Annotated in this window: 16 protein-coding genes and 1 tRNA gene; 9 read left to right on the top strand and 8 right to left on the bottom strand. The window is 61.2% G+C overall.

Annotation, left to right across the window (positions count from 1 at the left end):
- The first annotated feature begins 11 nt into the window (after positions 1-11).
- The 9 genes from scpB (at position 12) to PLU72_07945 (ending at position 11,345) form a co-directional block, all read left to right on the top strand.
- Positions 12-848 (top strand): SMC-Scp complex subunit ScpB, encoded by an 837-nt coding sequence (gene scpB, locus PLU72_07985; GenBank protein HOT28115.1) that lies wholly within the window; start codon positions 12-14, stop codon positions 846-848.
- Positions 845-2,185: a pitrilysin family protein gene (locus PLU72_07980; GenBank protein ID HOT28114.1), complete on the top strand. Its 1,341-nt coding sequence runs from the start codon at positions 845-847 to the stop codon at positions 2,183-2,185. The genes scpB and PLU72_07980 overlap by 4 nt, the downstream gene beginning before the upstream one ends.
- A 45-nt stretch (positions 2,186-2,230) precedes the next feature.
- Positions 2,231-3,310 (top strand): Xaa-Pro peptidase family protein, encoded by a 1,080-nt coding sequence (locus PLU72_07975; protein ID HOT28113.1) that lies wholly within the window; start codon positions 2,231-2,233, stop codon positions 3,308-3,310.
- A 66-nt stretch (positions 3,311-3,376) separates the two neighbouring features.
- Entirely contained in the window at positions 3,377-4,045 is a 669-nt protein-coding gene (locus PLU72_07970) for a hypothetical protein (GenBank protein HOT28112.1), read from the top strand.
- A 210-nt stretch (positions 4,046-4,255) separates the two neighbouring features.
- A complete protein-coding gene (locus PLU72_07965; protein ID HOT28111.1) occupies positions 4,256-5,497 on the top strand; it encodes an MFS transporter in 1,242 nt (413 codons plus the stop codon).
- Positions 5,498-5,499: 2 nt separating this feature from the next.
- A complete protein-coding gene (locus PLU72_07960) occupies positions 5,500-6,753 on the top strand; it encodes an ATP-binding protein (GenBank protein ID HOT28110.1) in 1,254 nt (417 codons plus the stop codon).
- A 253-nt stretch (positions 6,754-7,006) separates the two neighbouring features.
- On the top strand, positions 7,007-8,371 hold the full coding sequence (locus PLU72_07955) for a sigma-54 dependent transcriptional regulator (GenBank protein ID HOT28109.1): 1,365 nt from the start codon (positions 7,007-7,009) through the stop codon (positions 8,369-8,371).
- A 90-nt stretch (positions 8,372-8,461) separates the two neighbouring features.
- Positions 8,462-10,741, top strand: coding sequence for an alpha-amylase family glycosyl hydrolase (locus PLU72_07950; GenBank protein ID HOT28108.1), 2,280 nt, complete (start codon positions 8,462-8,464; stop codon positions 10,739-10,741).
- A gap of 142 nt (positions 10,742-10,883) precedes the next feature.
- Positions 10,884-11,345 carry a hypothetical protein gene (locus PLU72_07945; protein ID HOT28107.1) on the top strand — a complete coding sequence of 154 codons (462 nt, stop codon included), beginning with the start codon at positions 10,884-10,886 and terminating at the stop codon, positions 11,343-11,345.
- A gap of 21 nt (positions 11,346-11,366) precedes the next feature.
- Here the strand turns inward: PLU72_07945 and PLU72_07940 are convergent, their stop codons facing one another.
- The 8 genes from PLU72_07940 to PLU72_07905 all read right to left on the bottom strand — a co-directional run bounded on the left by PLU72_07940 (position 11,367) and on the right by PLU72_07905 (position 19,543).
- On the bottom strand, positions 11,367-12,665 hold the full coding sequence (locus PLU72_07940; GenBank protein HOT28106.1) for an adenylate/guanylate cyclase domain-containing protein: 1,299 nt from the start codon (positions 12,663-12,665) through the stop codon (positions 11,367-11,369).
- Between the two features lie 62 nt (positions 12,666-12,727).
- Positions 12,728-13,516, bottom strand: coding sequence for an ABC-2 family transporter protein (locus tag PLU72_07935; protein HOT28105.1), 789 nt, complete (start codon positions 13,514-13,516; stop codon positions 12,728-12,730).
- A 6-nt stretch (positions 13,517-13,522) separates the two neighbouring features.
- On the bottom strand, positions 13,523-14,347 hold the full coding sequence (locus PLU72_07930; protein HOT28104.1) for an ABC-2 family transporter protein: 825 nt from the start codon (positions 14,345-14,347) through the stop codon (positions 13,523-13,525).
- A 75-nt stretch (positions 14,348-14,422) separates the two neighbouring features.
- Positions 14,423-14,860, bottom strand: coding sequence for a hypothetical protein (locus PLU72_07925; GenBank protein HOT28103.1), 438 nt, complete (start codon positions 14,858-14,860; stop codon positions 14,423-14,425).
- Between the two features lie 107 nt (positions 14,861-14,967).
- A complete protein-coding gene (locus tag PLU72_07920) occupies positions 14,968-15,954 on the bottom strand; it encodes an ATP-binding cassette domain-containing protein (protein HOT28102.1) in 987 nt (328 codons plus the stop codon).
- A 4-nt stretch (positions 15,955-15,958) separates the two neighbouring features.
- Positions 15,959-16,843, bottom strand: a complete 885-nt coding sequence (locus tag PLU72_07915; protein HOT28101.1) for an RNA methyltransferase — start codon at positions 16,841-16,843, stop codon at positions 15,959-15,961.
- Positions 16,844-16,916: 73 nt separating this feature from the next.
- Positions 16,917-16,991 (bottom strand) — tRNA-Val (locus PLU72_07910).
- Between the two features lie 167 nt (positions 16,992-17,158).
- Positions 17,159-19,543: a gamma-glutamyltransferase gene (locus PLU72_07905; protein ID HOT28100.1), complete on the bottom strand. Its 2,385-nt coding sequence runs from the start codon at positions 19,541-19,543 to the stop codon at positions 17,159-17,161.
- Positions 19,544-19,806: the final 263 nt, after the last annotated feature.

Genomic DNA, 19,806 nt, shown 5'->3' with positions numbered 1-19,806 from the left:
GCAAGACACGCATGAACGCCGACAATGAACTGACACAGCACCCCTCCGCCCAGCCGCAGCAGCTTCCCCTGCCGACCGGTCCGCGGCCGGATCGCGATACCCTGCTCGCCGCGTTGCAGGGACTTCTCTTCGTCCATCACGCGCCCATTCCCACCCAGCGCATCGCCGAGATCCTCGAACTGCCGTTCTCCGAGACCGAGCAGCTTCTGAACGAGTTCAGGCTGCACCTCGACGAGAGCCCCTCGTCGGGGCTCCAGGTCATCATTACCGAGCAGGGTGTTCAGCTCGCCACGAAGGCCTTCATCAGCCCGTTCATCCAGCGCCTCGAGGGCCAGAAGCTCGTCAGTCTCTCCCTGCCTGCGCTCGAAACGCTGGCCGTCATCGCATTCAAACAGCCGATCACGCGCGCCGAGATCGAGGCGATTCGCGGCGTCAACTGCGACGGAGTCGTCGCCACCCTTCTCGAGAAGAAGCTGATCTTCGTGTCGGGGGAAAAACCGGTTCTCGGCAGGCCCCGCCTTTACTCGACGACGCAGGACTTTCTCTACTACTTCGGCATCAGGAGTCTCAAAGAGCTTTCGCTTCCCGAAGCCGATCTGCCGGGCGATTTGCCCCCGGCCGAAAGCCGCGACGTCACCGCCGAGATGGATGGCGAACGCTCCCTCGCGGACGACCAGGCGCCCACGTCCGCCGATGCCGATGCCGGGCCTGGCGACGGTGGTCTCGCGCCGGAACGGCCTCCCGTGGCTGCCCCTGCCGAAGCTCCGGCCGATGCCGCTCCGGCGCCGGACAGTATAACGCTCGGTATACATCCGACGAAACCGGGCCGGGAGAACAGTGAATCATGAGCGGAACGCCTTTTTTCAAGACGCGGCTGGACAACGGCGTGAAGGTCGTTGCCGAGACCTTCTCGACGGTCCAGAGCGTATCGATCGGGATGTTTTTCCGCAGCGGCGTTCTCTACGAGGACCCCCGGCTGCTCGGCGTCTCCCATTTCATCGAACACATGATGTTCAAGGGAACCGGGAAACGCTCCCCGAAGGATATCGCCCGGGCCTTCGACCGGATCGGCGGGTATCTGAACGCGTTCACGGCGAAGGATTACTGCTGCTATTACGCTCGGGTCGTACGCGACGAACTTCCCACCGCGGTCGAGGTTCTGGCCGACATGGTGCGCAACTCGGCCTTCGATGCCGACGAATACGAGCGCGAGCGAAGGGTCATCCTCGAAGAAATCAAGATGTACGAGGATTCCCCCGACGAGATCATCCACGAACTTCTCGGACAGACCCTCTGGCCCGACGCCCCGATCGGCCGGCCGATCCTCGGAACGAGCGCCACGGTCGGAGCGATGCCGCGTGAAGAAGTGATCGATGTATATCGCAAACAATATGTGTCCGGCAACCTCGTCGTGTGCGCGGCAGGCAACATCGATACGGGCGAGTTCGTCGGCCTGCTCGAGAAGCACCTCGGCGATCTCCGCCCCGGCTCCCTCGCCCATCGGAAGACCGCGCCGAAGCCCGACAGCGCTGCAACCGTCTTCCGGAAGAACATCGAGCAGGTCCATGTGGCGATCGGCACCCCCGGGGTTTCATACAGCGACGAGTCGAGATACGCGGTAACCCTGATGAACGCCGCGTTCGGCGGAGGGATGAGCAGCCGTCTGTTCCAGGAAATCCGCGAGAAGCGTGGGCTCGCGTACTCGGTGTATTCCTACCACACCTCGTTCAGAGACACCGGAATCTTCAGCATTTACGCCGGCACCTCGCCGGACCAGCTTCCCAAGGTGCTCGAACTCATCAGCACCGAGATCGAGCGGCTCGCCTTGAAGGGCCTCTCGAAGATCGAGCTCGAAGAGGCGAAGCAGCAGCTCAAGGGAAACACCCTGATCGCCCTCGAGAGCACGACGAACCGCATGAACCGCCTGGCGACCGGGTTCCTCTACGGTATCGAGCCCCAGACCCCGGAAGAGGCGATCCGCCCCTACCTCGCCGTCACCCAGGACGACATCAGGAAAGCGGCCGTGGAACTGCTCGACCGGAAGAAAATGGCCATGACCGTCATTTCCCCAGCCTCCGACGTATCGAAGGTGCTTGCCGACAGCCCGTTCAACGCCGTCCCGTGCCGCTCCGCGCGCACGGGAGGAAGGTCATCCCAGATTCATGCGGGAAAACGAAAAGGGTAGGGTGGCCCTGCCCGTCAGAGAAGATCTGCTCAAGGAGAAGAAGCGATGAAAAAAAATCCCTGTCTCGAACGGCAGCAGGCCGTCGTTGAGGCGTTCCCCGCCCAGATCGACGCGATGTTGGTGACGAATTTGTCGAATGTCCGGTATCTGACGGGCTTCACGGGCTCTTCGGGCGTTCTCCTCCTCGAACGCAAAAAATCCCTGTTCTTCACCGATTTCCGATATCAGGAACAGTCGGAAAACGAAGTCGGCCGCTCTGCCGAGATCGTCGTCTTCAAGACCTCTTCCAGCGAGGCCGTGCTCGAATACCTCGAAAAATCCCGTGTCGCCGGCCTCGGCGTCGAATCGACCCTGACGCTCGCCACATACGAAACCTTCCGGGACAAGTTCAAGGGAAAACTGACCACGACGAAGGGCATCATCGAGGGCGTCCGCCAGGTCAAGGGAGATGAGGAACTGAAGGAACTCCGCAAGGCGTTTTCCATCTCGGATCGCAGCTTCAAAAAACTTCTGCGGTTCATCAAGCCGGGAAAGCGCGAAACCGAGATCGCCGCCCGCCTCGAATACATCATGCGGATGGAAGGCTCGGAAGGCCCCAGCTTCGCGACGATCATCGCATCCGGCGAACGCTCCTCCTGTCCGCACGCCCACCCGACCGACCGGAAGATCAAAGCCGGCGAGATGGTGAAGATCGATTTCGGCGCGATCTGGAACGGCTACCACTCCGACATGACCCGCACCGTCTTCGTCGGCAAGGCCGATAAAAAATTCCGCGAGGTCTACGGCATCGTTCTCGAAGCCCAGAAGCGCGCCATCGCCGGCATCAGGCCCGGCGTGACCGGCTTCGACGTCGACAAGCTCGCCCGCGACCATATTGCATCGAAGGGATACGGGGATCATTTCGGCCACGGGCTCGGCCACTCGCTCGGCCTCGATATCCACGAGATGCCGGCCTTTTCAACGAAGTGCAACGACACGATCAAAACCGGCATGGTGCTGACGGTCGAACCCGGCATCTACCTGCCCGGGTGGGGCGGCGTGCGGATAGAGGACGTCTACCGGGTCGACGACGTTCCCGAACGGCTCACGGCCACTCCCAACGACCTCCTCGAGCTTCCCGTATAAAGGAAACCCCGATTCCTGCCGATGAGGGTGAGCGCAGTCCTTATCGACGGACAACGGAGGTTTTCCATGAAAGGCTTTTTTCCCGGCTTGAAGCTGCTCGTCCCGTTCGGCGTGGTCGGCATCCTGGCCGGAATGTTCTCGTATTCCGTCAATGCCGATTCCACCATCACGATTCCCGTGCCGGAACGGGCCGCCGCCGACAAGTCGGTGACGCTGTCGCTTCGGATTCCTCCGAATACCGAGCCGGTGACGAAGCCGAAGGAGAAGCTCAAGCTGTCGTCGGCGCGGAGCCTCATCCAGTGGAATGCCAACCCCTCGCCCAAGATCGAAAAAAACGATGAACTGCTGACCATCATCGATACCATCAACGAAAAGGGGTGGCTGAAAACCTACACGTCGCGGAACAATGCGAAGCTTCGACCGATGGACAAGTATATCGGGGTGCGGCTCGTCGAGGAGATGGCCCGCTCGATCATAGAAATCGCCCAGTCGCCCAACGTCACCCGCGTCATACGGAAATGCAACCTCACGGCGAGCGACATCGAGGATGTCCGCCGCATGGTCCAGCGCTTCTCGACCGAGTTGGTCATGTTCGGCGTCAATCCCAAGAACTACGATAAAGACCTGCTCATGTTGCAGGAGCGGTTCAAGACCGCCAAGTCCGGAGTCCTGAAAGTTATCAAGGTCGAAGGCCAGGACGACGGAGGCACCGTCATCCACCTCAGTGTCGACTGACCGAAAACGAATTCATCGGCGACAGCCTCCCGGCTTCCGGGGGGCTGTCTCGTTCTGAGGGGGTTCTTTCTGCTGTGTCTATCCAGGTCCGTCCTTCGTTCATCTGTCCAATCTGCGGCATCTGCGGATAACCGGCTCTTTTCGTCTCAAGCCTGAAATCCTTCTCCCCGGGGTTGTGTTTGCGGGAATGATCGGACATAATGAGGAATAATGGTTCTCGAGATTCTGACAAAGCAGCGAAATTTCGGCCTGTTGTGGCTTGCCCAACTCGTCTCTTTCATCGGCGAGGGCATCATGCAGACGGCGATGATCTGGTGGGTCATCAGCAAAACCGGCTCGGGAACGACGGTCGGCTTCATCATGAGCGTCAGCTTCCTGCCCGCCGTGCTGATCGGGCCGTTCGCCGGAACGCTCGCCGACAGGCTCCCGGCCAAACTCCTGCTGATCGGCGCCGATCTGTTTCGCGCCTGCCTCGTCGGCGCCGTTGCCGTGACGGCCTGGCAGGACCACTTGTCGATACCGCTCCTGCTGGCCATGTGCGGCACGCTCGCCGCCGCCGGCGTCTTTCACAGCCCGACGACCCTCACGGTCATTCCGCGCGTCGTTCCGCCGGAAAAGATCGAGGAGGCGATGGCGCTTCATACAATAGTAAGAGATATATCAAAGCTGGCGGGGCCCGCCATCGGGGGCGCGATCATCGCCCGCTGGTCGGTGGCCGAGGCGTTCGTCGCGCATGCCGGTTGCCTGGTTCTCTCCTCGATCTGCGTCGTCGTCATGAGAATGGCCCCGAGGGCCGCGCAGTCAGGGCAGGAGGGCGTGCTTGCCCAGCTCGCCGCCGGTTTCCGCTACGTTCGCGACAATCGCGTCTTGCGTGACATCCTGATCGGTTTCGGCGGCCTGAACCTGTTTGCCGTGCCGATCGTCGTTCTCCTGCCGCTTTCGATCAGAAACGTCTTCGCCCTCGACGCGTTCGAACTCGGTTTCAGCGAAGGCGTTCTCGCGCTCGGCTCCGTGGTGACCGGTCTTGCCTTCGTACGGCTGTTCGCGGGCATGCGGACATCCATCCTGCTCGTAAGGGTTCTGGGGATGTCGGGCCTGCTGTTCGCCTTCTTCGCGTACAACCCGTTTTTTTCCCTCTATCTTGTCGGTCTTTTCCTGCTCGGCGGGTGTTTCACGGCGGTCAACGTGGCTGTCCTCACCCTGTTCCAGCGCACGGTCGATCCGGAGATGAAAGGGCGCTTCTTCGCCTTCGTTGAGGTCCTCAGCTTCTCGCTGATCCCGATCGCCATGGCAGCGGCCGGGGCCCTTGCCGACAATCTCGGTATCGCAGCCGTCTACACGATCTGCGCGCTCGGCACCGTCTTCCTGACCTGGCGGTTTGCCCGCATCGACGGCCTCTCCACTCTCGACCAGGAACCGTCTCCGGAGGCCGCCGAGGCGACTGAAGCCTGACGATGAACGGACAGGTGCGGCAGATCGGTCTCATGCTGTTCATGGGATTTCTGCCGGCTGCCGTGCTTGCGATCATCCTCTGGACGTCCGACTCGATCCTCGAGCGGATGCGCGTAGGCCTCCATGAACAGCGCGCGTCGGCACTCCGGAACCTTCCCCTGGAAGGGGGCCTCGCAGCTCAGAAATCCTACGCATGCTCCCTGCTTTCGACGGCAACGCTCGAGTTGAGGCGTATCGCCGGGGAATGGCCGGCCGCCCTCGACGCCGAAACGCTTCTCAATCTCCGTTCGACCTATGCGTCAGAAACCGAATACGGGATCGAAACCGGCATCGCGAGTCCCGGGCCCGGTATCCTCTGGATCGTTCCGACGGATCAGGGACTGCGCGTCGCCTACCAGACCCGCCGCTCGTTCTACACCCGGCTCGAATCCTGGCGCGCAATGGTCTGGACGATCGGTCTCGTGCTCGCCGGCGCCGCCTTCGTGCTGTTCGTCCTCATCGCGCGCAAGATCGCCGACGTCTTCAACGAGATGGAGGTCAAGAACCAGGAGCTCGAGCGCGCGAACAGGAATCTCGAGGAACTCGGAACGCTGAAGAGCACCTTCCTGGCGCTCGTGTCGCACGAACTGCGAACCCCGCTCGCGCGGCTTACCGGCCAGGTGAACCTCATCGAACGCTCGGCAGAACGCCTGCCCGATGATATCCGCAGGCGGTTCGAGGAGATGGCCGTCGAGATCGCCGAACTGGGCCGCATGACGAAGAACGCCCTCGACCTCACCCGCCTCCAGTCGGAAGACCTCGCCGCCCGCGTCGAACTCGGCCAGATCACCTCCGTCGTCACCATGACCGTCGGGCGCATCCGCCCCCTGGCCGCCGCCCGCGACCTTTCCGTCGAACTCGATCTCCCCGAGACGCCGCCCGTTTCCCACGACCCGTATCTCCTCGAGCGCATTCTCGACAACCTCCTGGTGAACGCCGTGAAATACGCAATTCCTAAAAGTATAATACGGATTCATATCATAGAGGAAATCGACGCGATACGCATCGCCGTCGAAAGCTGCGGCCCCATCATTCCCGCTCCGGACCGCGAGAAGATTTTCGAAAAGTTCTACCGCGGCGACAGCGGCACCGACATTCCCGGCTCCGGACTCGGCCTCTACCTCGTCCGCCAGTTCATCCTCATGATGGGCGGCCGCGCCTGGGTCGAACCCGCCGACGCCGGCAACCGCTTCGTCGTCACCCTCCCCATCGGGTGAAAGCAAGGCCGGCAACACGGCGTGCCGGCTTCATTGATTCCTGCATGACGGAAGTCTGTTTCATGGTTCCGTTCGTGCTGAGCCTGTCGAAGCACGAAAGGCTCTCGCCCTTCGACAATCCCAGGGCGACCGGGAGGAATGCTGCAGAACTCGATAGAACGCATCGCGACGAGACCGTGATGGCGAATGATGCATGTGTAATCCCTGCCCGAGAAGATGATCGGTGCTGTGCGAGTGTGCTACACTGGGATACATGCGAATCCTGATCGTCGATGATGACCGGCAGCAGGCGGAAAACCTCGCCGAACTGCTTGCGAGCCGCGGGCACGAGGCGGTGTACCGCACCGATCCCGTGATGGGCTTGGCGGCATTCGAAGCCGAGGAGTTCGGGCTTACCCTTCTCGACCTGCGCATGCCCGGCATCGACGGTCTGACCTTGCTCAAGCGAGGCCTCGAGATGAGGCCCGATGCCCGCATCGTCATCCTGACGGCCTACGGCACGATCGACACGGCCGTCGAGGCGATGAAGAAAGGCGCGTTCGATTTCCTCGTCAAGCCGGTCGAGGATGCGAAGCTCCAGAACATCCTCTCGCTTACCGAAAACGCCGCCCGCATGTCGCGGCTGGCCGGGCTCTCGGCCCCGCGTGGCCCCGACACCGAAACCTTCATCGCCTCCAACCCCGCGATGCGCATCGTGAAAGACCTGATCCGCCGCGTCGCCGCCCTTTCGACGACGGTGCTGATTACCGGTGAGACCGGCACGGGAAAAGAGCTCGTCGCACGTGCCATCCATCTCAACAGCTCCCGCAAGGAAAAGCCCTTCGTCGCCGTAAACTGCGCCAATCTGCAGGGGACCCTCCTCGAATCCGAGCTGTTTGGCCATGAAAAAGGGGCATTTACGGGCGCCGATGCGAGAAAACTCGGCAAGTTCGAGGTCGCGTCGGGCGGCACCCTGTTCCTCGACGAGGTTGCTGAAATCCCCCCGGAAATCCAGGCGAAGCTCCTTCGCGTCCTCCAGGAGCAGGAAATCGAGCGCGTCGGCGGCGTCAAGCCCGTTCGAGTCGACGTGCGTCTCGTATCGGCCACGAACAAGGATCTCGCGGGAATGGCCGCGCAGGGCCGGTTCCGCCCGGATCTCTACTACCGTATCAACGTCTTCCCGATCCATCTGCCGCCGCTTCGGGAACGCCCCGACGACATCCCGGCCCTCGCCGGCCACCTGCTGTCGGAAATTGCCGCGGCCCATGGCAGGAAACAACTCGGCATCTCCCGTGACGCTCTGACCCTTCTGCGCGGCCTCGACTGGCCGGGAAACATCCGGGAATTGAAAAATGTGCTCGAACGCGCCGCCGTCATCGACGAGGACGGGATGATAACGCCCGATGACCTGCTTCTCCCTGCGGGTGGCACGAGGCCGGCTCCGGCGCCGGGATGCGGCCCCATCGACACCCGCCTCGACGACTCAGAGCGAACCATGATCGTCGAGGCTCTCAGGCATTCCCATGGAAATGTCGTAGCCGCAGCGCGCGAACTTGATCTGCCACGACGCACGCTGTACGACCGGCTAAAACGCCTCGGAATCGATCCGGCGAAGTATCGCGGTGGGGAATCCCGCTGAGACCCTCGCCGGCGTCCTCTTCCGGACCCCGGGGAAAAGTCGGTATAATTGACGAATCATCTGAGATTTTTTTCGGAGGGGGCGCTCAAGATGTCTTTCAGACCACGCTCGAACCGTTGGATGTCGTTCTTCACCGCCTGTCTGCTGGCCTCGTCGGCCATGGTGTACGGCGATGACGCAGTTTCGCTGATCCAGTCCCTCGACAGGCTTGCGCGCGACTCGCATACCGCGCAGAGCACGGTCCGTTCCGAAGGAACCGAAAGTGAGGCCGGCCTCGGCGCCGTTGCGCGCGAGAACGAAAGCGCCGACCAGTTGAAGCGTCTGATGCGCGGCGTCGACACCCCCGAGTCCGCGAAGGAAACCCTCGATCTGTTTCGCCAGTATGGCGGTCGCGCTTCGAACGCCTCCGAAATGAAAGCCTTCCGTCAGGGCCTGGCATTCCTCGAACAGCGTCTCGATTTTCTCGCCCGGAGCGAGAGCCCGGCGTACCGCACCTCTCTCGATGAAGTCCGCGGTCTGATCTCAGACGCCAGGTTTCGCTCGAACGTCGCCCCGGAACGCGCTCAGCGACCCGCGAGAACGGCGGCCCGGACGGGGGGGGCACGCTCGGCCATTCCCCAGGACCTGCTTGGCAGCGAGGTCGTGAACGGCAAGACCAGTTTCGAGGTGTATTCCCCGGCGGCGACGGCGGTGAACGTCGTTCTGTTCAAAAAAGCCGACGACAGGACCGGCACTGCGTACCCGATGAAGAAGTTCGACGACGGCGTCTGGCGGTATACGATCGACAAGGACCTGTCGGGGAGTTACTACGCTTACACCCTCACGGGGCCGACGACCGACGGCCACCTGTTCGATCCCAAGCGTCTGATTTCCGATCCCTACGCGTTTGCGAACGTGGATCACGACGGGAAGAGCATCGTCGTGGGGCCTCAGATGCACAAATTCACCTGGACCGACCAGGGTTTCAAAACGCCTGCCGCAAAAGATATTGTTATCTATGAAATGCACGTGAAGGACACGACCGCTCATTCGTCTTCCGGAGTCGAAGGCGAGAAGCGCGGAACCTACCTCGGCATGCTCGAGGGGCTCGGCACCGACAAGGTGCTCGGCCACCTCCAGGACCTCGGCGTCAACGCCGTCGAACTGCTTCCCTGCCAGGAGTTCGACAACAACTTCGCCGGCCACCCGAACCACTGGGGCTACATGACGAGCCACTTCTTCGCCCCCGAGTGCGCCTACGCGACCGGCAAGAACGGCGAGGGCATCCGCGAGTTCAAACAGATGGTGAACGGTCTTCACAAGGCCGGCATCGCCGTCATCATGGACGTCGTCTACAACCACACCGCCGAGGGCAACGAGAAGGGGATTCCCTTCCTGTTCAAGGGCCTCGACAACCCCGGCTACTACCGGCTGTGCGACGACAAGCGGTTCTACTGGAACGGCACCGGCTGCGGGAACGAGTTCCGCTCCGACAACCCGATGACCCGCAAATACATTCTCGACAGTCTCAAATACTGGATGCGAGAGTACCACGTCGACGGCTTCCGATTCGATCTCGGCACGATTCTCGACAAGGAGACGATGTCGGCGATCATGAGTGAACTGCCGGAATCGGCGATCATCGTCGCAGAGCCCTGGGCCGCCGACTGGAAGCGCAATCAGTGGGGCAAGAGCGACTTCCGCAACACGAAACTCGGCAAGTGGAACGACGACTTCCGCGAGCAGATCCGCGCCTTCATCAGCGGCAACGGCGACCGCAATTCGGTCATGACCGTGCTCGCCGGCACCTGCTTCTGGTGGACCGCCAAGCCGACCGAGAGCGTGAACTACATCGAGTGCCATGACGGCGCCGTCCTGTCCGACCTGCTGAAAATGGACAAGGACCGCTTCCGACTCGGCGCCGTCGCGCTTCTCACGGCGCAGGGCATCCCGATGATCCATCAGGGCCAGGAGTTCATGCGCTCCAAGAAGGGCAACGACAACTCCTACGACCAGGACAACGAGATCAACTGGATCAACTGGGGCGACAAGAAGAAAAATGCCGACATCTACGAGTTCTACAAAGGTCTGATCGGCCTGCGCATGAAATACGAGAATTTCCGGCACGCCGTCGCCCTCAACAGCCAGAACATCGAGTGGCTCCAGCCCGCCAACAGCCGCGGTCTCGGCTACCTGCTGAAGGGCAAGACCGACCTGCTGGTGCTGTTCAACACCGACCCCGGCGACTGGATCACCTTCAACCTCCCCGGCGCCGACGACTGGACCGTCATCTGCGACGGCGAGAAGGTGAACGACAAGGGACTCTACACCGCCAAGGGCACCTACAATGTCCCCTCCCGCAAGGCCGTCATCCTCAAAAGAGCCCGCTGACCTTTCCGCGACCGTTCATCAACGCCGGCCGGCATCAGAGTGATGCCGGCCGGCGCTTTATCGGAGAAGGGCGATACGGGCTTGCATCCGCAGGTGTGATGTAGTACGGTGTTTTCCTATGGAAACGATGAAATGTTGGAATTTGAGACGCGGTCAGGGGCTGTTTCTGCTGCTGTTGATCATCGTCGGGGGGATTGGGCTCTGGTTCGGATACCACCGGTACCAGGAGCGATATTATATCAACCTCTTTGACGGGGAGATGGTGCGGTATATCGACGTTCCGCCGTTCGGGATCAGGTTGACGCCGGCCGACGACGAGTTGAGGGGCCACGCCGAGCTTCGGCTCGAGGCGGCGCCGGAGCAGGCCTGCAATTTCTTCGGCGCCATCGCGGCGCGGCGAGGGTTCATTTTCCGCAGGAACGACGATAAAATCGAGATCGAAGTGCGGCCGTCGTATATCGTGAGGGGCATCATTCGGGAAGACCGCCTCACCCTGAACTGGAAGCCGATTCTCGACGGCGCCCGCCTGAGGCGCAAAGCGAAACTCGAAGCCGAAGGCCGGCTTCCGAAAGACGAGATCGCTTCGACGACGGCCGGGAAATGACCGGTTCCGCTCCGGCGGGGGTCACTCGACGACGCGTGAAGAGCAGAACTTGTCCCAGAGGGTCTGCCTGTTCCCGAAGAAAATCGCCAGGCCGCCGATCCCGAAGGGGATCAGGGTGAAAACGAAAATCGTTGCGCGTTTGAGCGCTTCCGCCAGCGTCGGCGGCCGCCCGTCGGCCATGATGACGGCCGAGTGGCCGGCGATCTGACCGGGGGAGGCGCTTTTCATACGCCAGAATATTGCAAAGTATAGAATGTACAGGGCGATCGGCGCCCGGACGTTGAGATCGACGATCCATTCGAGGGTGCCCTGCTTGCGTCTGTATTCCCCGGTGTCGGCATCGTAGTCGTACAGGCTCGATGAGTTCCCCCGCAATTTGGAGAAGGCGTTCCAGTCGATCGATCTAGAACCATACACGATGCGCTGCAAAGGCCACCAGCCGATCCAGAGAATCGCAGTGAGGACGGCCAGGATCACGAGGTCGATGAGGAAGCATTTTACCCGAACCCCCAGGGAAGCATCGGAGAACGCGCGGCCTTTTCCCTGTTCGAGCACCGTCTTCTGGCCGAACGTCTGCACGAGCTTCGTCTGGACTTGGCCGATGTTCTGGCCGATTTGCTTCTGGACCTTGCCGAGGTTGTCGCCCCAGTTTTTTTCCTGGAGGAACTTCACGATCGATTTTTGCCACTCCGCGGTCGAGCCGGCGATGCCCGACGATTCTGCTCGGCCCGCCACGACTTTCTCGACCAGCTCGAGCAGGTGGGTCGGCAGGGTCGTGAGTTTCTGTTTCTCGAGGGGTACGGAGTAGACCGTGACCGGGTTCGGTATGCCCTTCAGGGTTTGCGGGCCGAGCTTCTCGACGGCGATCTCATTTTTATCCATCAGCATGTAGGTGATCTCGCTGATGCCGATCGAACCGCCCGGGAAGCAGGGGAGTCCTTCGATCCGCGCCGTCACGTTCACGGCGTCGCCGAAAATGTCGTTTCCCTCGATCGAGACGTCGCCGGAATGGACGACGACGCGGAGGTTGAGCTTCTGGCTTTCATCTTTCTGGCGCTGGTTGTATTCGCGAAGCAGCAGCTGGATGATGATGGCGCAGATGACGGCGTCGGTCGCGCTGACGAACGTGCAGAGAAACGCGTCTCCGATCGACTTGATGATGGTTCCGCCGTAAAACTCGATGACGGGAACCATCAACTGGTTGTGCCGTCTGATCAGGGCGATGATCTCGTTGCGGGAACTGGTCGCGGCGGTCGTCGAGTAGCCCTGGATGTCCGTCATCATGATGGACAGGTTCTGCGACTTAGCATTCTTAGCCATATATTATATCTCCCAGAAGATCCGTATGCCCCAAAAAATCATACTCTTTCGGAAATCCGCGGTCAACCGCCCGCCGAGGTATAGCCGGCGAGAGAACGACGCCAGAAGAGGACGGATGCGGCAACGAGAGTGACCGTCAGGGCGCAGCCGAGAAGCAGGATCTCGGGAGCCTCACCGGCCGAAATCGCACGGGCGGGCACGGTCGTCACGAAGGCGATGGGCAGGACCACGTAGAAGACCCAGCGCGCCGCGCGGGGGTAAATATCGGCGGGATACCGGCAGAGACTGAAGACGCTCCAGAGCAGTTCCGACATGTTCTGGATCTTTTCAATCCGGATGGCGAGGCTCATGAAAAAAAGGAACATGCAGTAAATGAGGCTCAGGCTGCACGCGATCGCGATGACGAACATCAGCATGCGGGTCGGCGAGAACGCGATGCGACCGCTTGCAAGCAGCCAGGCGAGAAGACCCAGGGCTGCGAGGAGACTGCCGAACTCCTCGAACGAAAGGCTTCGGAAGGAGAGCAGGGCCTGCGGCGAGACCGGCTTCGTCAGCACCAGATCGAGTTGCCCGGTGTTTACGAAGCGGCCGATCGCGTCGAGATTCGGATACAACAGGATGAAATGAAGGGAAAAGATCGTCATGAACACGGCGTAGAACGCCAGCATGCGGGGCATGTCCCAATCGGCGATTGCGTCGGCGACGGTGAAGAACAGGCAGTATTGCAGAAGCCCGAACACGAAGTCGAGACCGTTCGCGATGATGCCGAACGCGAAACTGGTGCGGTATTCAAGAGCCTGGACGAGATGCGCTTTCCAGAACTGGAGAATGATTCCCGTATGGCGTCGCATGCCGGGTCAGCCTCCATAGGCGGTGAAGGTCTTCAGCCCCCGCCTCCAGAGATGCCGGCCGAGCAGCAGGAAGGCGAATATCCAGCCAGTCGCGATGCACAGGCCTTTCAGCGTTTCGACCGTTGTCAGCCCGCCGCGAAGGACCTCGATCGGGAAGCTGAGCGAATACCGGTAGGGAAGCAGGTGCGCGAGCGTTCTGATCGGCCCGGGAAACGTCTCGACCGGGACGATCATGCCGCCCAGCAGCGCCCAGACGCCCTGGTTCAGGACGAGATTGAGCGTCTCGACGTGCTCGATCCAGAATCCCGTCATCGCGAGGGTTGTGGACTGGATGAACCGGAGCGCCGCCGCAAGTGCGAGAACTGCCGCTATCCCGGCGATCTTCGCCGCACCGAGTTCGAGCGGGGGAAGCTGCGCGCGAAACACCCAGACGAGCACGGAGAGCGGGACCAGGAGAATCATCAGCTGGATCGCCTTGTGGGTGACATTCTCGAGGACGTGCAGCCAGAGAGGATGCACCGGCTTCAACAGGGTGCGGCTGAGCGAACCGTCGCGGACCTGCTCGGGAAAGGTATATACGGTCCAGCATTCCGTCAGGTTCATGACGAACGGCATCGAAAGATAATACAAAAAATAGTCGCTGTCCGCATACATCGACCCGCCGGATTTCCCGACGGAAAGCCAGGCCAACAGAAGAACGCTCGGCATCAGCAACATTTGGAATCCCCATATGACCATCATGCCGCGATACGCGAGCGCCATCTGAAGATACGACCCCGCCAGTTTCCTCGAGACGGCAATCCATCGGGAAAAATCGCCTCGGGGGTTCACCTTGCGGACAACATCCCAATCGTTTCTGCCGGTCGTTCGGAATCGATCGTGGCGAATCCGTCGAGCACGGATCGATTATTCGTTGTGCTGATGCCCGTCTTCATGCTGGTGGACGTCGGCTGGGCAGGCGGGGTGCTTTTTCGCGAACTCCTCCTCCCATTTCGTGCATCGGGTCTGAATCTCGTCCCGCTTGTCCTGGGTCAGTTTGGCAGACGTGATGTCGAGGCATTTCCCGATGAAGGTCTGAAGATCGGCTGTGGAGGCGCGCCTGCTCGCAAGAGTCAGCCAGAAGAATGCCTCGCCGTGATCCTGGGCCATCCCTTTTCCGTCGGAATACATGCCCCCGAGGATGAACTGGGCCAGCACGTCCCCGTCTTCGGCCAGTTCGCGAAGGATCTTCGCGGCCGTCTGGTAATCGCCTCTCTGATGCGCCGCAACGCCCTCGTCGAGCGTCGCGCCGAAAAGCGTCGAGCACAGAAACACGCCCAGAACAACCGTCAGAATCTTCTTCATTCGCTACCTCCGAAAGATACTCCAGTATATCAGATAATCGCGGTTTTCGCGCTCTCCTTCCTTCATCCCGGTATTTCGGGCGGATCGCGATGCATACGGGATAAACGTCAGGTGAAAAGGGGCGAGATCGCCTCCTCGAGGGGAGGCTCCTCGATCGTGAGGTCGTTGACGTGGCCGGTGGAGTAGAGCTCCGCCGCAAGGGCGGGTGACTGGTCTCGCGGAACGAGGATCGAAAAGCGTGACCCGTCATGCGAGAGAAGTTTGCCGTATCGCTCGGGCGAGAAGTGTTCCGGAACGGCGTCGAACGTGACCTGGAGGATGCGGTCGGCGCGCGTTTTCTTCGCGAGTTCGCCGAGGGAGCCGTCGAACACCTTGACGCCGCGGTTGATGACGATGACGCGGCGGGCGAGGGCGGCGACGTCTTCCATGTAGTGCGAGGTCAGAAGAACCGTCGGCCGGAACCGCTCGTGATACTCGAGAAGGAACGTGCGGATGCGCTTTTGCATCAGGATATCGAGTCCGATCGTCGGCTCGTCGAGGAACAGGACTGCGGGCCGATGCAGAAGGGAAACGGCCAGCTCGCACCGCATGCGTTGTCCGAGCGAGAGCTTGCGAGCCTGGATCTCGAGACAGTCGCGGATTCCAAGCATCTCGACCAGTTCGTCGCGCCTGGTTTCGAACTCGGATGCCGTGAGGCCGTAGAGTTCTCGATGAATGGCCAGCGTCTCCGCGGGCGGGAGGTCCCACCAGAGGTTCTGCTTCTGGCCCATCACGAGCGAGATGTTCCGCAGAAAGGCATGGTCGCGGCGGAAGGGGTCGAACCCCAGCACCCGCACGGACCCAGCGGTCGGCGGGATCAGCCCGGAGAACATCTTCAGCGTCGTCGTCTTGCCGGCGCCGTTCGGGCCGAGGAAGCCGACGATCTCGCCCGGTTCGATCAGCATGTCGAGTCCGCTCACCGCGTCGATCGTCTCGATGCGGGGCCGGAAAAACGCCTCAATGCTGGCTTTCAGCCCTTCCGCCTTCAGCCTGACGTCGAAGCTTCGGCACAGGCCTCGAGCTTCGATGCAGAGCGGGGTCGCGTGGTCCGGCATCAGGTCACTCGTTCTTCCCGTCGTCAGGTTCGGGGGGCTTTGGTGAAGCGAGCTTCGCGGCCATCCGCTTGAGGGCGGAAGTGGGCAACGGGGGAGGGGGGGCGCCGGATTTGTCCTTCTGGCGCTTCTGGCCATGGACGTAGATGCGCATGAACCCCTCGACGTTCGAAAATATACCCATCAATATATTGATTTCGCGATGGGTCGCCTGCGAACGGTTGATGAACGCCCTGACCAACTGGAACAGGCCGTCGGGGTTCTTCGTCGGCAGGAAATGGCACATCTTCAGCACCGAAAACATGTGGTCATACAGCCGTTGCAACTCCTCGAACGTCGGCGGCATCTCGAACGGGTTGTTCGGGTCGGGCATCCGCTTCGGGGGCTTGACGCCGAACTTCTGGTAGAGCTCATACGAGATCAGCAGAACCGCCTGCGCCAGATTCATCGAGGTGAACTCGGGGTCGGTCACGATGTGCATCGTTCCCTGGCAGAATTTCAAATCGTCCTTCGTCAGGCCCCATTCCTCGCGGCCGAAGAGGATCGACACCGGCCCTTCGGGCAGACACGGGGCGACCCGCTCGAGGCCTTCCTGGACCGTCATGTGCGGCTCGTGATACTCGCCGTGGCGGTTCGACGTGCCGAGCACGAGCAGGCTTCCGGCCACGGCCTCGGGAATCGTCTGCACGATCTTCGCCGATTCGAGAATGTCTCGAGCGGTCAGCGCCATCTTGATCGCGTCAAGATTGAGTTCGCAGCCGGGGCGCACGAGAACGAGCTCGCGCAGACCGAAATTCTTCATGGCCCGGCACACCGAGCCCACATTCATCGCGCCCTGCGGCTCGACGAGGACGATCCTGATGTTTTTCAGCAGAGGTTGCCTGTTTTTCATGCGTGTCGTCGATGAAACCCTTCGGGGAAAATCAATGCCCGAAATCGGGGTGACCGGTTTCGGGCATAAAAAATAGGCTCGGGCGGACTCGAACCGCCGACCCCCACGATGTCAACGTGGTGCGCTAACCAAACTGCGCCACGAGCCTTTGAACGTAGTTGAATTTACCACAGGCGAAATTCATTGTCAAGACCGAAAATGAACTCGTTTAGGGGCCCCGAACCCCGTCTTCTGGCCCCCTCGAAACCGCGCCCCGCAAAGTCGGATTGCCGAGTCCGGTCCCCGGATTGCCGCAAGAACAGGACGAATTTCACGTCAACCGGATCGGCCACCCGGCCTGTCACGCGGCGTCACGTGAGGGATGCCTTCAGAGGCTTTCCGCGACTTCCCAGGCCGCCTTTCCCTGGTGCGAAACAGAACCTTTCCGGGATCCTCGAGGGTTCCGGCGTCTCCGTAGCGCAGGATCAGCCAGGTAGCGGGCAGACGACCGCAAAGATGGTTCACAGTGCAAACAGATACCCACTTGCCGTCGAGAAAGACCTCGTTCCAGATATGGGTTTTCTCGTTGATACCCTCTTTCAGAATCACCCCTCCAACGAGCCGGCAAGGAATCCCGAAGGAGCGCACCATGTCCTCGAAAAGCCTGGCCTTTCCACTGCAATCTCCCCGCCCTTTCCGCAACAGATCCTCGCCGTTCATCTTGCTCTTTTCAGCCGCATACGGAATCCGAAGGCCGATTTCGACCATCAGCCAATCGACACGGGCGCGCGGAGAAAGCCCGGTGGGGATTCTTTTCAGAAATTCCTGCTCCCTGCTTGCCAGTCGGGGCGGCTTCGACCAACGTTCCGGGGCGTCCCAAGCTCCCGATGCATGTGCCGGAAGATCCGGGTGGATGGTCACAACGGCTGTTGCCAGAAGGGCTCCTCCGGGGAGAGGAAAATCGACGGCGAGCCTTCGGTTGGCTCCAAACAGGCGCGTCTCTCCGGGACCGCTCCAGTCGGTGGTGGTCTGGCGAGGGCAGACTACGGGCTGCGCGAGAGCCACGGAATCCAAGCCCCTCTCGCGATAGACCATTGCGGCGATGACGAACGTGCGTGGAGCATCGGGATCGCGGCCGACCGCTCCTGCAGAGCCATCTCGGTGATAATCTCCCACCGCTAGCAAGGAGCGTCCCTGGCTGGCGATGCCCGACACCAATCCGAACCAGTCGCTCCCCGGAATTTCCACGGTCACGGATTTCCTGTTTTCCCGGATACGCTCGAGTCCTCCGAGGCGGGGAGACCATTCCAGGACGACGCTGCCCTGCTCGGTGGCGGAGAATCGTGGGGCGTTGACGGCTCGCGGCAGGTTCTGGTGGTGAAAGAAGGAAGCCAGGATTGCCGCGAGAATCGACACGATCCCGTTCCCCCCCGACCCTCCGAGGGCGAGCACGGGAAGATCGTCTCGCAAGACCAGGATGGGGGAATGTGGGGAGATGGGCGCGGCATCAGCGGGGGAATCAGAATTGTAGAAAAAGCCGAGGGGCGAATATTCTCCCGTTCCGAAGGGGGTTCTCAGCGACATCGTCATCGAAACGATCATTCCGTTGCGGTCCCAGACAACGAGGTGGGTGGCGCTCTGCGGCTCTTCCTGCACGAGAGGCGCCGGAATGGGGGATGCAAGCCGGTTCGCTCCGATGCGGTTCAGGGCCAGGAACAGGTCCGGCCTGGAAGCGCAGGACGACAACCGTTGCCGTGTCAGCCGCAGAATGCTCTGCAACACGGGAAGGGCGTCGTCCAGACGCGAGTGTTCGAGTGGGTCGAGTCCGGCACGGGTCCACGATTCGGTCAGCGCCATGACCGCAACAGAGGAGGACGGCAACGGTGTTCCCGCCAATCGCCAGGGGCCAATGACGAGTGAGAGGGGCGGAGACTTTCGGGGTTGGTATCCGGCCAGATCTTCAGCGAAATATCGCGACCCGCGCAGGCGCATATCCTCCAGGATCTTGCGGGAACCGGCCCCGACGTAAAACCAGGCTTTCCCTTCCCGGGCCAGTTCGCACAGGGTGTCTCCCAGCGCCTTCTGTTTCAGAATCTCGCCGGCGCGGATCGGGCGCTCTCCACGGTAGAAAAGTTCCACCGCAGAGGAGTCCCTCAACCGCTGAAGATTGTGGGCGATGACTTTTTCCAGGTTGGCTGAGCAGGGAAATCCCTCCCGTGCCAGATGGATGGCCGGCGCCAGCAGAGGAGGAAGGCGTTCGGTTCCGTAGTTCTCGCGAATGGTCAGCAACAACCCGGGAAGGGTGGGCAGTCCAATCGCGGAGGAGGCGAGTTCCGCTCTTCTGCGACCGGCGGTTCCCGCCGACAAACGTCTGGTCGGGGCCGTGGGACAGGCGGATCCATCCCAGGAGTCGATGGTGCCGTCCGGAAGGCGAATCAGGGCGAAGCCGTCCCCGCCGAGCCCGGAAGCGGATGGATCGACAACCCCCAGGACGAATCCGGCCGCCACCGCTGCATCGACGGCATTTCCGCCTCTTTCGAGGATTTTCAGGGCGGCCCGGGTCGCCAGCGGGTTGGCGGTGGCGACCGCGCCGAAGCTCCCCGAAGCCACCAGAACCCTCTCGGGACCGGAAAAACTTGCCGCGGGGGCCAGGATCAGAGCGAGGGCGACGAGGAGCGCCCTCCCCGTGATGTGCGGATGTTTGTGTGGGGCGTTTCCCATGGGCAGGGGAACATCGTGACATACGACTTGAGGAGACAACGTCAGCTCCTTGATTGAGGTTTTCAAGGAAATATATATAACATGATATATATCATGTGTGCGGAGTCATCCTGTGGACCTTGCCGTCGTCTTTCGTGAAGAGAAGGCGCCGGTATTGAGTCCTGCAGAATGACAACCAACCGTTCGCCCTGACCCTGTCGAAGGGCGTGAGCTTTCGTGCTTCGACAAGCTCAGCACGAACGGCATCGAGTATGCGAGTATAC

Source organism: Candidatus Ozemobacteraceae bacterium (genome assembly GCA_035373905.1).
Lineage (GTDB): Bacteria > Muiribacteriota > Ozemobacteria > Ozemobacterales > Ozemobacteraceae > MWAR01.
The sequence above is the reverse complement of the archived record's forward strand: the minus strand, read 5'-3'. Positions and strand labels throughout refer to the sequence as shown.

Excerpts from the sequence above, each read along its gene's own strand:
- PLU72_07925 (HOT28103.1), bottom strand. The coding sequence starts at position 14,860 with ATGAAGAAGATTCTGACGGTTGTTCTGGGCGTGTTTCTGTGCTCGACG.
- PLU72_07955 (HOT28109.1), top strand. The coding sequence starts at position 7,007 with ATGCGAATCCTGATCGTCGATGATGACCGGCAGCAGGCGGAAAACCTC.
- PLU72_07940 (HOT28106.1), bottom strand. The coding sequence starts at position 12,665 with ATGGCTAAGAATGCTAAGTCGCAGAACCTGTCCATCATGATGACGGAC.
- PLU72_07970 (HOT28112.1), top strand. The coding sequence starts at position 3,377 with ATGAAAGGCTTTTTTCCCGGCTTGAAGCTGCTCGTCCCGTTCGGCGTG.
- PLU72_07960 (HOT28110.1), top strand. The coding sequence starts at position 5,500 with ATGAACGGACAGGTGCGGCAGATCGGTCTCATGCTGTTCATGGGATTT.
- PLU72_07965 (HOT28111.1), top strand. The coding sequence starts at position 4,256 with ATGGTTCTCGAGATTCTGACAAAGCAGCGAAATTTCGGCCTGTTGTGG.
- scpB (HOT28115.1), top strand. The coding sequence starts at position 12 with ATGAACGCCGACAATGAACTGACACAGCACCCCTCCGCCCAGCCGCAG.
- PLU72_07935 (HOT28105.1), bottom strand. The coding sequence starts at position 13,516 with ATGCGACGCCATACGGGAATCATTCTCCAGTTCTGGAAAGCGCATCTC.
- PLU72_07950 (HOT28108.1), top strand. The coding sequence starts at position 8,462 with ATGTCTTTCAGACCACGCTCGAACCGTTGGATGTCGTTCTTCACCGCC.
- PLU72_07975 (HOT28113.1), top strand. The coding sequence starts at position 2,231 with ATGAAAAAAAATCCCTGTCTCGAACGGCAGCAGGCCGTCGTTGAGGCG.
- PLU72_07920 (HOT28102.1), bottom strand. The coding sequence starts at position 15,954 with ATGCCGGACCACGCGACCCCGCTCTGCATCGAAGCTCGAGGCCTGTGC.
- PLU72_07915 (HOT28101.1), bottom strand. The coding sequence starts at position 16,843 with ATGAAAAACAGGCAACCTCTGCTGAAAAACATCAGGATCGTCCTCGTC.
- PLU72_07980 (HOT28114.1), top strand. The coding sequence starts at position 845 with ATGAGCGGAACGCCTTTTTTCAAGACGCGGCTGGACAACGGCGTGAAG.
- PLU72_07905 (HOT28100.1), bottom strand. The coding sequence starts at position 19,543 with ATGGGAAACGCCCCACACAAACATCCGCACATCACGGGGAGGGCGCTC.